At 49.3% G+C, this 12,921-nt stretch carries 10 protein-coding genes, 1 pseudogene and 1 other annotated feature; of the genes and pseudogenes, 6 read left to right on the top strand and 5 right to left on the bottom strand.

The genetic code is table 11. The annotated features are described in order from the left end of the window. The first annotated feature begins 66 nt into the window (after window positions 1-66). From R7V76_RS11310 to R7V76_RS11300, 3 genes are all read left to right on the top strand, one after another. On the top strand, window positions 67-1,212 hold the full coding sequence (locus tag R7V76_RS11310) for an FUSC family protein (protein WP_114596212.1): 1,146 nt from the start codon (window positions 67-69) through the stop codon (window positions 1,210-1,212). Between the two features lie 63 nt (window positions 1,213-1,275). Further along, window positions 1,276-1,479: a binding site (T-box leader), on the top strand. Window positions 1,480-1,539: 60 nt separating this feature from the next. Next, window positions 1,540-3,186 carry an aromatic amino acid hydroxylase gene (locus tag R7V76_RS11305; protein WP_318092558.1) on the top strand — a complete coding sequence of 549 codons (1,647 nt, stop codon included), beginning with the start codon at window positions 1,540-1,542 and terminating at the stop codon, window positions 3,184-3,186. A 79-nt stretch (window positions 3,187-3,265) separates the two neighbouring features. Then, complete coding sequence (locus R7V76_RS11300; protein ID WP_012369964.1) at window positions 3,266-3,778, top strand: hypothetical protein; 513 nt, start codon at window positions 3,266-3,268, stop codon at window positions 3,776-3,778. Between the two features lie 42 nt (window positions 3,779-3,820). Here R7V76_RS11300 and R7V76_RS11295 read toward each other — a convergent pair. The 3 genes and pseudogenes from R7V76_RS11295 to R7V76_RS11285 all read right to left on the bottom strand — a co-directional run bounded on the left by R7V76_RS11295 (window position 3,821) and on the right by R7V76_RS11285 (window position 5,673). Continuing rightward, a pseudogene (locus R7V76_RS11295) lies at window positions 3,821-4,031 on the bottom strand (MGMT family protein). A 56-nt stretch (window positions 4,032-4,087) separates the two neighbouring features. Then, complete coding sequence (locus tag R7V76_RS11290) at window positions 4,088-5,059, bottom strand: cation diffusion facilitator family transporter (protein ID WP_290830454.1); 972 nt, start codon at window positions 5,057-5,059, stop codon at window positions 4,088-4,090. Between the two features lie 125 nt (window positions 5,060-5,184). After that, window positions 5,185-5,673, bottom strand: a complete 489-nt coding sequence (locus tag R7V76_RS11285; protein ID WP_114596207.1) for a pyridoxamine 5'-phosphate oxidase family protein — start codon at window positions 5,671-5,673, stop codon at window positions 5,185-5,187. Between the two features lie 167 nt (window positions 5,674-5,840). Between R7V76_RS11285 and R7V76_RS11280 the strand changes: the two genes are divergently transcribed. Next, complete coding sequence (locus R7V76_RS11280; RefSeq protein ID WP_318092557.1) at window positions 5,841-6,851, top strand: LLM class flavin-dependent oxidoreductase; 1,011 nt, start codon at window positions 5,841-5,843, stop codon at window positions 6,849-6,851. Between the two features lie 19 nt (window positions 6,852-6,870). Here the strand turns inward: R7V76_RS11280 and R7V76_RS11275 are convergent, their stop codons facing one another. Further along, the gene (locus R7V76_RS11275) at window positions 6,871-8,142 is read right to left on the bottom strand and encodes an MFS transporter (protein WP_318092556.1); all 1,272 of its coding nucleotides are present in this window, start codon (window positions 8,140-8,142) and stop codon (window positions 6,871-6,873) included. A 123-nt stretch (window positions 8,143-8,265) separates the two neighbouring features. On the opposite strand from R7V76_RS11275, the gene R7V76_RS11270 reads away from it, so the two are divergent. Continuing rightward, window positions 8,266-9,453: a helix-turn-helix domain-containing protein gene (locus tag R7V76_RS11270; RefSeq protein ID WP_318092555.1), complete on the top strand. Its 1,188-nt coding sequence runs from the start codon at window positions 8,266-8,268 to the stop codon at window positions 9,451-9,453. A 45-nt stretch (window positions 9,454-9,498) separates the two neighbouring features. Here the strand turns inward: R7V76_RS11270 and R7V76_RS11265 are convergent, their stop codons facing one another. Next, window positions 9,499-10,941, bottom strand: coding sequence for a C40 family peptidase (locus R7V76_RS11265; RefSeq protein WP_290830462.1), 1,443 nt, complete (start codon window positions 10,939-10,941; stop codon window positions 9,499-9,501). A 216-nt stretch (window positions 10,942-11,157) separates the two neighbouring features. Here R7V76_RS11265 and R7V76_RS11260 point away from each other — a divergent pair, with 216 nt between their 5' ends. Next, window positions 11,158-12,870 (top strand): ABC transporter ATP-binding protein, encoded by a 1,713-nt coding sequence (locus R7V76_RS11260; RefSeq protein ID WP_318092554.1) that lies wholly within the window; start codon window positions 11,158-11,160, stop codon window positions 12,868-12,870. Window positions 12,871-12,921: the final 51 nt, after the last annotated feature.

The raw sequence follows: 12,921 nt of genomic DNA, 5'->3' as shown, positions 1-12,921 counted from the left end.
AATTGCCTTTTTCGGGTATTAGAGCAAGAATAGGGGGCGTATCCCCACTATAAAGGAGGTTTGTATATGGGCGGTCAGTCTTTACAAATCGGACCACGGACCATCAAGACCGGACTTGCGGTCATTTTAGCGCTGATCATCAGCAATCTGTTTAACCTGAGCCCGATCCTGCCGGCAATTTCGGCAGCGACGACCTTATTACCGTCTGTGTATCAGACATGGAAACAATTCCTTGAGGAAGCAGAAGCCAACTTAATCGGGGCGTTTCTGACGCTCGTCTCGTTATGGATTTTAGGAGACAATCCGGCGAATCCGCTGGCGATCGGCATCGTCATCATGGCCGCCATCTCGATTTTATTGGCCTTTGGTTTCGGCCGGACGATTCCCCACGTCGTCTTGATGATCATCGTCATCCTGGAAAGTGTTGAAGGGGCGACGGATCCATTGTGGCAAATCGTCCTGATCCGTTACTTACTCGTCATGCTCGGGATTGGTTGTGCCCTCGGTGTCAATGCGCTGATTTTCCCGCCGCGTTACGGAAATGTCTATTATCAGAAAGCCTCGAAACTGTTCGAGAAGCTGCTCGTCGTGACCCGGGCAATTGCCTTTGAAGGGAAAGTCACACCGTACCGGTCAGCCATTGACAAAATGAGCCGTTCGATGCTTGAAACGAAGACGTTATTTAATCTGCACCGGGAAGAAATTCGTGGATCCCGGCAACGGCATGTCTCGTTATTACGGAATTTGATCATCTTGCAACATATGCAGTCGTGTCTTGAACGGGGGGTTGCGACCGCCGAACGGTTCCGGGAGCGGGAAAAGGCGCTGAATTCGATTGCTGACGAGTTACGGAGTGAGTTGTTCTATCACCTGATGCATATTGCCCAGCGTCAGGAAAAAGTCTTGCTGACGTACGACTTGTTATTGACGGAAGAACCGCTCGCGATGGAAGACCTCGTCAAAGAAAATATCGCTTTCGTCAAACATTCGTTCCTCGACCGGGATGAACTGGAAGAAGAAATCATCATGGAAATCCTGCCGATCGTCGTCGCGATGAACGAGTGGATTCAGGAACTGGAATTGTTTGAGAAACGGCTGAACGGAGCGCTTCGTCGCCATGTGACGTCGCTATCGATCGAACAAAAATCAGTCCGTGATAAAACCTTTAACCGCTTTAAACGAAAAAAAGCGATTGACGAAAGTCAGAAGTAAGCGTATAGTCCTCCTTAACAACACTTTAGTTACTAACAGCATAACAGCATAACAGAATGAAAGATATGGACAAAGACGAAACCGAAGTAGAAACAATCTCCCTGTTTCAGAGAGCACGTGGCGCTGCGAACGTGTACACAGATTGAATCGAATTACAGTTTCCGAGTCTCTTGCCACGCAAGCGGAGAAAACCGTTATCCCGTAATGAAGCGATCTATATTTATGTAGATTATCAGGGTGGTACCGCGGCCTTTCGTCGTCCCTGTCGAACATCTTTGTTCGGCAGGGACTTTTTGTTGTTCATCTACTTTTAAGGGGGAAATTCATATGTCTACACCAATCATTCCAAGTCACTTACAACCACACGTCGCACCACAGCACTACGACGATTACACGCCGACGGATCATGCGGTCTGGCGTTACGTCATGCGACTGAATTTAAATACGTTACAAGATACGGCGCATCCGGCATACCTCGAAGGACTCGCAGCATCCGGAATCAGTCCGGAACGGATTCCGGATGTCCGGGAGATGACGGCAAACTTAAGTCGGGGCGGCTGGGGAACGGTCGCTGTCGACGGTTTGATTCCGGGCGTTGCGTTCTTTGACTTCCAAGGTCACGGACTGTTGCCGATTGCAACGGACATCCGGAAGGTCGACAACATTCTCTACACACCGGCACCGGACATTCTGCACGAAGCTGCGGGACATGCACCGATCCTGATGAATCCGACATATGCGGAATTCGTCCGCCGCTTCGGTGAAATCGGAGCGCATGCCTTTAACCATAAAGCGGAGCACGATGTTTTCAAAGCCTTGAAGAAGCTGACGATCGTCAAGGAAAGCCCGTTTTCGACAACGGCCGATATTGAGCAGGCGGAAATCGCCCTTGCTGAAACCCGGACACACGTCAAAGGGATTTCCGAAGCCAATGAAATTTCACGTCTCTTCTGGTGGACGGTTGAGTTCGGTCTGATCGGCGATATCAACAATCCGCAAATCTACGGAGCAGGTCTTCTTTCGTCCGTCGGTGAAAGCCGTCACTGCCTGACAGACGCTGTCGTCAAACACCCGTTTTCGCTTGAAAAAGCATTGGCGACGAAACATGACGTCACGAGCATGCAAAAAGAACTGTTTGTCTGTGAATCATTCGAACAGCTCCGGGATGCGCTGGAAGAGTTCGCGCAAACGATGTCATATGTCCGCGGCGGTATCCACGGTCTGACGAAAGCCGTCGAGTCGGGCAATCTTTCGACGCTTGTCTTTGAGAGCGGCGTCTCGCTTGTCGGTGTGCCGGAAACACAGGAAATCCATGAATCTCTGCACCTCGTCAAGCTGACCGGTCCGACGGCGCTTGCTGCGAACGGTGAAGTTTTGACAGGACAAGGGCTCGCCGATCATCCGGAAGGATTTACACTCCTTCACGGACAAGAACTGAATGAAGTCCTGATGCAAGTCAAAGTCGGAGAGCAACTCGACTGGACAGAAGGGACAGTTCATCTCACAGGACAAATTTCAGCGATTCAAAATGTTAACGGTCATCGGGCACTCGTCATTCTGGAAGACGCGCAGGTGACAAATGCCGTTCAAACAACAGCGATGGACCGGATGGAACTGGTCGTCGGTGAAATCACATCAGCTTTCCCAGGAACAGAAGTCGAAGCGTTAAAACCGATTCCTGAGACAGTCGAATTCGAACGGATTGAACGTCCGTTGACAGCAGCCGACCCAATCTTTGAAGCTGTTCGGGAAATGCGGGAAGGACGGGCTGACCGTCAATTGTTGCCACAGTTGATTGACCGGACACTCAATCAATTACCGGACGCTTGGTTACTCCGCCTAGAGTTGCTCGAACTGGCCGATGAAGTCGATCAGCCGCGACTAATCGCTGATCTCGACCGTCTGAAGCAGACATCGGTCGAACGGGAAGAATTGATTACACGCGGTATGCGTCTGCTGGATCTCGTCCGGTAAGCGGACGGTCGAGAAATCCCTTGAAACCTGTTAGAATGGAAACCGTGTGAAAGTGAAACGGAACAGGGGAGTGACCGATATGAAACAACCGAACTACTATCAGGACGTCAAACAATTCCATCAGACGTTCCATCATCCGGGGGCGGATCAACCGACAGCGATTCCGCTCGACCGCGGTGTCAAACGGGCGACCTGGACAGCAGAAGAAGCAGTCGTCGAGTTCCTGCATCAGTCGTCGCAAAACGAAACGGAGTTTTTAGCTGCCATCGAGACGTTTAAGGCAGGACTCGATCAGGCCGTTAAAAAATCACTGAAGGAAACCTATCCGGTGACGGAAGTCGAACGGCTCGTCGGCCAAGGTGATGCCTTGACGGATGCCCTGTACTTCATCATGGGCAGTTTTGTTGAAGCCGGTCTTGAGCCGGGACCGTTGTTCGAAATCGTCCAACAGGCCAACATGGCGAAACTCGGTCCGGACGGCCAACCGATTTTCCGGGAATCGGATCAGAAGGTCATGAAGCCGGACGGCTGGTTGCCGCCGGAGCCGCAACTCGAAGCAGAAGTAGTGCGCCAAATGAAAGAAAAAGCATGAAAAAAGGAAGTAAGCCGCACATGCGGTTTACTTCCTTTTTGTTCAGACCTGATAACGGGACAACGACAACTTCCCGGGACGATCAAAGACGATTCCTTCCGCCTCGAGTGCCAGTTGTTGCTCGTCACCGTCCAGCGAGATTTCGCCTTTGGCATTTAAGACGCGGTGCCACGGCAGGTGTTCCGTCCGGCTGAGACTGTGCAGAATCCGTGCCACTGTTTCCGGCAAGCCGGGCGACTTGACCGTACGTCATGACACGCCCTGCCGGAATCGAACGGATGATAGCCACGACCTCTTGTGTGAACGGAATCAAAGGGTTTCCTTCGTGGAGACGATATACTGTTGAATCTTATCATCTTCATCAAACCCGATCGTGACATCGGTGATCCCTTGTTGCAGACGGATCTGCAGTTCGAGCCGGTCTTTGATGTCATCCGCCTGTGCAATCGTCAAGGCCGGATCGACTTCGATCTCGACTTCGACATGGAAATGATCCCCTTCCTTGATGACTTCGAGCTTACTGATGTCGCGAACATCGGCATCTTTCATGATGAGACCGCCGAGCCGTGCTGCCATCGTCTCATCGGCTTCACCGAGCGCACCGGCCGCGTTTTGTAAAAAGACGTTGCCGACGACATAAAACATCATCAGTCCGATGATGATCGACGCAATCCCTTCCGCCTGATGGAACGGTGTCAGGTGCGAGATGATGACGGCAATCATCGCGACGAGTCCGCCGGCCGTTGCGACTAAATCTTCGAGGAAGACAAGCCGTGTCGCGGGTTTTGCCTGTTTTAAGGCACGGAAGCTGTCGAGAATCAATTTGGGGCCTTTTGTCGTGAGGCGGGCATCGTGGGCGATTTCCTGCATCGCTTTGTAAAAGACGCCGCTTTCGAGGACGACACCGACAAATAAGACGGACAGTGTAATCCAAAAACCGGTTGATTCGGTCGGTTCAATGATATGGGCAATGCCTTCATGAATCGTTTCGTAGGCCATGATGCCGACGAATAAAATCGCCCCGAGCAGGACGAGGTTGACGAGACGGCCGAACCCGTTCGGGAACCGTTTAGTTGGCGCCTTCTTACTGAGGGCGGAGCCAATGAAGACAAAAAACTGGTTGGCGGCATCGCCGAACGTATGCATCATCTCGGCAAACATAGCGACGTTTCCCGTTAAGACATAAGCAACTGCTTTAATGATGGCGATAATCGAGTTAACGATACCGGCGGTCAGAGCCGAGCGGTTACCGCGTTTTAATAAGGTAATGAATTCTCCCATGATGCGTCTCCTTTAGCTAATAAACTTGATTACTAATAGTAGTATGTTACACCAGATGACGTGATTAAAACCAATTCAAACAAAAAAAGACCAAATCGCTATAAGGCGATTCGGTCAAATAAGCATTATTTTAAATCTACTTTTTTGTTGATTTCATTCGAGTCGTCGTTGCCGACCGCTTTTTTCAACAGCTGTTTGACGGATTTCGTCGTGTTTCCTGTTTCCCAGTATTCGGCGCCTTCCGTGTTGACCTTGATCAGGACAACTTTTGGATCTTCGTACGTCGTACCGAGGTACGCTTCGTAACGCGGGCTCCACAATTCTTTTTTACGGGCTACATCTTCGACGAATTCTGCTTTTCCGCGAATCGAGACATATGATTTGTCGACATACGCGACGTTGACGTTCGGATTTTTAAGGATTTCAGTATATTTGCCTGTATCTTTTGATGTAAGGAACCAGAGATCGCCATCGAACTCGATATCCTGTGTTTGCATCGGACGTGAGACGAGACCTTCGTCAGAAACAGTCGTCAGCATCGCTGTTTCGATTTTATCGATTAATTTTTTGACCGTTTCGACGGCTTCTTGATTTGATGTATGATTCGTTGACATAAAAAACACCTCATCCTTTAAGTTTTTGTTGCGGCTACTTTAAGAATGTTCCCTGAATTTCAAATTGAAAACGTCGCCATCCGGTAAACAGGCAGTTTAATTGCATTCGATTATCAGACAGGCGTACAGTTTAGACATGAAGTCAACATCAAGGGGAGAGATTATACATGAAATTAAGTATTTTAGATCAGTCGCCGGTCTCAAAAGGACAGACGCCGTCAGAAGCCTTACATGAAACGGTTGAACTGGCGAAGATTGCCGATGAACTCGGTTATACGCGGTTATGGGTGTCGGAACACCACTTTGCGAAGACGCTTGCCGGATCAAGTCCGGAAGTTCTGATCGCCTACATGGCAGCCGTCACGAAACAGATTCGTCTTGGTTCAGGGGGCGTCATGTTACCGCATTACAGTCCGTATAAAGTCGCGGAGAACTTCCGTGTCCTCGAAGGACTGGCACCGAACCGGATTGATTTAGGACTCGGTCGTGCACCGGGCGGCATGCCGCTCGCGACACGTGCCCTTCAGGAAGGATCGTCACCGCGGTTCGGCGGAGCCGACTACGGCGCTCAACTCGATGATCTCGTGGATTATTTGAAAGACGGTGCACCGGCTGATCACCGCTTTGCAGGACTCGTCGCGACACCGGAAGTCGATACGACACCGGAAGCCTGGTTGCTCGGATCAAGCGGCGGCAGTGCGTTAAATGCCGCACAGCGCGGATTTGGATTTGCCTTCGCCCATTTCATCAACGGACAAGGCGGTCAAGAAGTAATGGATTATTACCGTCATAACTTCATGGCGACGTCATTTAATGAGACACCGCAGACACTCGTCTCGATTTTCGTGACATGTGCCGAAACAACGGAAGAAGCGGAACGTTTGGCTTCGAGTCTCGATTTGTCATTGCTCTTGCTTGAAAAGGGAGTTTCCTCTACCGGTACTCCGACTCCGGAAGAAGCAGCGGCTTATCAGTACTCGTTCCAAGATCAGTTCCGGATCGCCGAAAACCGGAAACGGATGATCGTCGGAAACCCGGAAGATGTGGCGCGTCAGCTGCAAAATCTCGCCAACTCTTACGGAACGGATGAAGTGATGATTGCTTCGATGATTGCCGACAAGGAAGCAAAACAACAATCACTCCGTCTCATCATGGATGCAGTCAAAGCAACGGTTTAATGAATGAAGAACGTTCATCTCAGCTCGCTGAGGTGGACGTTTTTTCATGCCCGGGAAGAGATTCCTTCGTAAAGCGTTCCGTCCGGACGTCGTGGCGCAAGTGGAAAAACCCGATTCCGACCGTTACGAGTAAACCGATGGAACTGATTCCGAGGATCAGATTGAGTGAGATGTAATCACTTAACAAGCCGAATAACAACATCCCGATTGGCGTAATGCCCATTGCGAGTGATTCCAGAACACCGATAACCCGCCCTAAGTAAGCAGGATCGGTTTGCCGCTGGACGAGCAACTGGATCGGAATGTTTGACCGGAGGATGATGAACCCGACCGTAAAGGAGAAGAGGAGAAAATAACCAAATGTCCAGTTCGACGGAACGATCCCGAGTAACGGTAACAGCGGTGAAAGAAATAACACCCCGACTAAAGCAACTGACTGGAACAACGTCATCAACGGACGCTTGATGGTGAAGCGGGGAAGAGCAAGCATCAGGGAGCTGAGCAACAGACCGGCACCTAAAGCGGCTTCAATCGTTCCGAATTGGAAAGCGGTGAAGCTAAGGCCGTCGAGCAGGATAATCGGATAGATGACTTCGAGTGCAATGAAAAAGAAATTCAAGACAAGTGCCATCAAGATGAGTGTCGTCAGGACACGTTGCTTGAATAAATAGCTGTAGCCTGACTGAAAGTCTGTCCAAAATGAAGGCGAGCTTTCTTCACGGGGAGAAGGAATGGTTCTAAATGTCAGACTGGCGTTCCAAATCGCGGCTAAGGTGAATAACGTGAGTGGCAAGAGGGCAAAAAGATGGATTGGTGCAAAGGCTAACAGGAAACCGGCCAGCATCGGAGCAACAATCGATGAAAGGGAGCTGATGCTTGAAATGAGGGAATTACCGCGCTGTAATTCGGCATCATCGAGTAGACGCGTCAATGAACTCATCAAGGTGACGGAAAGGAATGTCGACAGAACAGTCAAAAGGGCACTGATGATCATGTAATGAATGGTGTGGACAGGAAAGAAGACGGCGTATCCTGCAAATAGGGCGAGTATGAAGGCACTTGTCGCCTCGGTCGTGACGATGATTTTTTTCCGGTTCCAGCGATCAGATAGAACACCAGCAACCGGGGATAACAGAATCCTCGGTAGCGTGCCGGCAAGTAAGACAAGTGCGAATTGAAGACCGGAAGACGTTTCCCGTAACACGGTCAGACCGGCGACAAACGTAAACAGACTGGCGGCGAATAACGAACAAAACTTACCGAACAGTAGCCGTTGCAGATTTTTTGACATCATGATTCCTCCTTTTTTTGTTCAATTTAATTGAACTTTCCTTTATACTAGAGGAATAGGGAATGATTGTAAATATAAAAGTTAAATTTAATTTAACTTATTTGATAAAGTGAGGGACCAACGATGCTTGGACAACGAATTAAAAGTTTCCGGAAAGCGAAAAAAATGACGCAATCTGATGTCGCGGACGGCATCATGACGAAGTCGATGCTCAGTATGATCGAGAACGAAAAAGCTACGCCGTCTTTGCCGGCGTTACAATCGATCGCAAGCCGTCTGCATGTCTCCATCGACGAGTTATTGATTGATCCGCGTGCCGTCGAAATGAAACAGATGATTGAAAAAATCAATTCGGCCGCAAGCGGTTATTATGCGGAAGGACAGATTGCGACGATGCTCGAGCCGTATTTAGAGCCCGCCATCAATTCGTACTGGCAAGGACAAGTTTATTACGAGTATGGAAGTGCTCTACGTTTTTCCGATACTGAAAAAGGATTACATTACTTCGATTTGGCGGAAGACGTATTTAAACAGCTTGGCTTACGGGATGAACAGATTAAAGTACAGATTTCAAAAGTCTATTTTTTATTTTTCCTGCGCCGTTACGAAGAAGCGTACCGGAAGATTGACGGGATGATGATTTTTCAGGATGTCCCGCTCGCGCATGAGACGTTTCTTGATTATCAAATGTTGCAGGCAATCCGTGTCAGTGTGATTGATGATAACTGGAGTCAGTCAATCGTGTTCTTACGGGAAGGGATCCGCTACATGCGGGAAAAGGGTGTCTACAGTGATGTCAGTAACTATCACCGGTTGCTCGCCCTGTTTTTAAGTTTGGAAGAGGAGTACGAAGCGGCAGAATTTGAACTTGAAAAATTACAGCACTTCTTTTTATTCACGGAAGCGACGCCACTGGATCAAATTCTTGTCGACTTGACGAAAGGATCGATTGCCGTCCATCGCAAGGATTACGCCGCAATTCGTGAGGTACGGGAACGACTGATCGAAGTTGAAATTGAAGCCTGCCTTCATTACATCGGGTATTTCGAAGTCTATCTTTGTCTGTGGAATGATGTAAAAGAGACACTTCCGTTTGACCTGCCAAGCGCAATTTCGAAAATTTGGAGGAATGCGCACTTATGGCGGGCCGGTGGTGAGTACGATCACGCGATGATGTTATACGCGCTCACACTTGCAATGCGGGCCGGAGTCGGATTGGATCGTCAAGCAGAAGTGGAAGAACTCACGAGACAACTGTCACCCGGTCATTTCAAACGGCAAATTGAGGAAATGTTAGCAGATTTGGAATGAAAAAAACAGGACCAATCGGGAAAATACCCGGTTGGTCCTGTTGGATTAGAGTGCTTTAAAACCAAGTAACTTTTGTGTCCAGTAGCGTTCAGACAGACGACTGATGCCGAGTGACGGTGTGTTGGCATGAATGAACTGATCGTTGTTCAACATGATGCCAATGTGAGTCGGACCGGCTGCATACGTATTTTCGAAGAAAATGATGTCGCCGCGGACCGGTTGACGTAATTTCGATAATTTTTGACCAAGGTAGCCGTCATTGTTCCAGTAGCCGTTGACGTTCGTCCGGGCCACCTTGTAGCCGGCCGTATTGAGCGCATAATTGATGAAACCGGAGCAATCGAATCCACCGTTGACGGGACTGCTTGAACCCCAGACGTACGGTGTACCGAGGTACTGTTGACCGATTGAGATGGCTTTTTCCATGATGCCTGACGCCGGAATCGTCGTCGTTGGCGGGGTGACGGGTGGTGTCACCGGAGTAGAGACAGAGCCGGTCGTGATGTAGGCTTTAGCCACATAATAATAAGCGGTACCGATTTTAATCTGATACCAGCCGGCACTTGTACCGGTCGTTTCGCCCATGACTTGAACCGTTGATCCGTGTGCAAGTTGTGTGAAGACGGTCGATGCCGTCGATGGAGCAGTCCGGACATTTAGGCCGGTCGGTGCATCGACTTTATACGTTTTCGACTGGTCGACCGGTGTGACCGAGACACCCGGTGTTGAAGGAGCGGGCGGCGGTGCATCCTTAGCCGTCGCTGAGACATAACTCGAGGCGACATACAGTGCTTTGCCGTCCAATTGAATTTGATACCACGTATCGACCGCACCTGTTACTTTCAGGACGGTTTTGTGCGCCAGTGTTTTATAGATTTTTCCTGTCGTCGAAGCGGAAAGGCGGGCATTCAGCCCTTCTTTAGCATTGACTTCGTACTGCTTGGACGAATCGACAGCTTTGACGGCCGTTGAAACAGGAGGTGTGACCGGTGTCGTGACCGGCGGTTTTGATCCTGTCGTCACGGTCGATTTTTTAGCGGTGACCAGTGTCGTATGGACATAAGCAGATTTGTTTTTGTAATTGATTTCGTACCATTCACCGGTTTTCTTTTTAACGGAAAGACTGACGTTCTTCGCCAGTTTACCAAGCGATTTAGAAGCGGTCGTTGCTTTCTCACGCACGTTGACGGACGAGGTGTTCGTTATGTAGGTCGTGGTTGTCGGTGCTTTTGCTGGAACGGTTTTGACGTATGCGGCTGTAATGAAAGCCTTTTTCGATTGGTGACGAATTTCGTACCAGGATCCGGTCTTTTTGACTGCAGTGACCGTCGTTCCTTTTTTAAGTGTGGTGATGACAGGAGCGGAAGTAGTGGCAGCAGTCCGGATGTTGACGTTGTCTGTCAAGATGAGTGTCGTTGATGCGGCTTCGACGCCGGTGGCTGAGCTGATCAGCGCAAGTGTCGTCAAAGTGAGAAAAGTCTTTTTCACGTAGTGTGGCTCCCTTCCAAAATAGTGAGTCTTGTTCGATGAGGCATCGAATCATTGTTACCATTTTGTCATAAGAAGACAGGGATTCACCTTATTTTAAAATATATTTTTTGAGAAAGAAATTCGAGTTATTTTCAAAAAAAGAAGAAAGAATTGTAAACGAGAATTATTTTCAGTAATCCTGTACACTAAAGATAATTTGGAAGGAGGACTCGCATGTTAAAACGATTTTATCACTATTACATACCGCATAAACGATTGTTTTGGCTGGATTTTTCGTCCGCCTTGTTCGTCGGTCTGCTCGAGCTCGCTTTTCCGCTTGCTGTCAAATGGTTCATCGATTCACTGTTACCGGACGGTGAGTTAAACTGGATCATTCTCGTCAGTGTCGGATTACTCGGTCTGTATGTCATCAGTACGTTGATGCAGTTCGTCGTCAACTACTTTGGTCATAAGCTCGGCATCAACATCGAGACGGATATGCGGCGGCAATTATTCGGTCATGTCCAAAAACAGTCGTTCCGTTTTTTTGACAATACGAAGACCGGTCATATCATGAGCCGGATTACAAATGACTTGTTCGACATCGGTGAACTGGCCCACCATGGTCCGGAAGATGCCTTTATTGCCGTCATGACATTGATCGGTGCATTCTCGATCATGCTGACGATCAATGTGCCGCTTGCACTGGTGACGATTATTGCCGTTCCGTTCCTGATCTGGTTGATCAGTTATGCGAACGTCCGGATGAACCGGTCGTGGGACCGGATGTACGGTAACATTGCCGAGGTCAACTCCCGGGTGGAGGACAGTGTCTCCGGCATTCGCGTCGTTCAATCGTTTACGAATGAAGCACATGAAGTGGCACGGTTCGAAAAAGACAATCGGACATTCCGGCAGTCGAAGATCAATGCCTATAAAGTCATGAGTACGAGTCTGTCCGGTATCTATCTGACGACCCGGTTGATGACGCTTGCCGTCCTCGTCGTCGGAGCATACCTCAGTTACCAGGATAAACTGAGTTACGGAGAGTTGGTCGGATTCATTCTCTATATGAACATCTTATTGAAACCGATTGATAAAATCACAGCATTACTCGAACTCTATCCAAAAGGAATGGCCGGTTTTAAACGGTTCCTGGAAATGATTGATCATGATGAAGAACTCAAGGATGCTCCGGATGCCATTCAAGTATCAACGTTAACGGGTGCGATCCGGTTTGATGACGTCAGCTTCGGTTACGAAGCCGAGCGGTTGATTTTAAAAGACATCAGCCTGTCTGTAGAACCGGGACAGACGATTGCCTTTGTCGGAACGTCAGGAGCAGGGAAGACAACGATTTGTTCCCTGATTCCGAGGTTTTATGACGTGACGGATGGTGCCATTACGATTGACGGCATCGATATCCGGCAGATGACGAAATCGTCGTTGCGGCAACAAATCGGAATCGTGCAACAGGATGTCTTTCTGTTTTCGGGAACGATTGCTGAAAATATTGCGTACGGCGATTTGTCGGCCGATCGTGCTGACATCGTGGAAGCGGCGGAACGGGCGCATCTCGGACAGATGATTGCCGATTTACCGGACGGATACGACACCGAGATCGGGGAACGGGGATTGAAGCTGTCAGGTGGACAAAAACAACGGTTGGCGATTGCGCGGATGTTCTTGAAAAATCCGCCGATCCTGATTCTGGATGAAGCAACGTCGGCTCTTGATACCGAAACGGAAGCAATCATCCAAGAGTCTTTGGCCGAACTGTCGAAAAACCGGACGACGCTGATCATCGCACACCGTCTGGCGACGATTCGTCAAGCAGACCGGATTCTGGTCGTGACGAAAGACGGAATCGTTGAAGACGGGACACACGAAGAACTGGTCGAAAATGGAGGGTACTTCGCACGACTCCTTGACCGCCAACGCGTCTGATAAACCGGAAGTCAACTCATCCTCAAGATGAGCAGGGCTTCCGGTTTTTTG

This window comes from Exiguobacterium artemiae, assembly GCF_033342815.1.
GTDB classification, from domain to species: domain Bacteria; phylum Bacillota; class Bacilli; order Exiguobacteriales; family Exiguobacteriaceae; genus Exiguobacterium_A; species Exiguobacterium_A artemiae_A.
The sequence above is the reverse complement of the archived record's forward strand: the minus strand, read 5'-3'. Positions and strand labels throughout refer to the sequence as shown.

Bases quoted from the DNA above. Each gene is read 5' to 3' on its own strand.
- R7V76_RS11260 (WP_318092554.1), top strand. From the start codon at position 11,158: ATGTTAAAACGATTTTATCACTATTACATACCGCATAAACGATTGTTT.
- R7V76_RS11290 (WP_290830454.1), bottom strand. From the start codon at position 5,059: ATGGGAGAATTCATTACCTTATTAAAACGCGGTAACCGCTCGGCTCTG.
- R7V76_RS11285 (WP_114596207.1), bottom strand. From the start codon at position 5,673: ATGTCAACGAATCATACATCAAATCAAGAAGCCGTCGAAACGGTCAAA.
- R7V76_RS11310 (WP_114596212.1), top strand. From the start codon at position 67: ATGGGCGGTCAGTCTTTACAAATCGGACCACGGACCATCAAGACCGGA.
- R7V76_RS11280 (WP_318092557.1), top strand. From the start codon at position 5,841: ATGAAATTAAGTATTTTAGATCAGTCGCCGGTCTCAAAAGGACAGACG.
- R7V76_RS11305 (WP_318092558.1), top strand. From the start codon at position 1,540: ATGTCTACACCAATCATTCCAAGTCACTTACAACCACACGTCGCACCA.
- R7V76_RS11270 (WP_318092555.1), top strand. From the start codon at position 8,266: ATGCTTGGACAACGAATTAAAAGTTTCCGGAAAGCGAAAAAAATGACG.
- R7V76_RS11275 (WP_318092556.1), bottom strand. From the start codon at position 8,142: ATGTCAAAAAATCTGCAACGGCTACTGTTCGGTAAGTTTTGTTCGTTA.
- R7V76_RS11300 (WP_012369964.1), top strand. From the start codon at position 3,266: ATGAAACAACCGAACTACTATCAGGACGTCAAACAATTCCATCAGACG.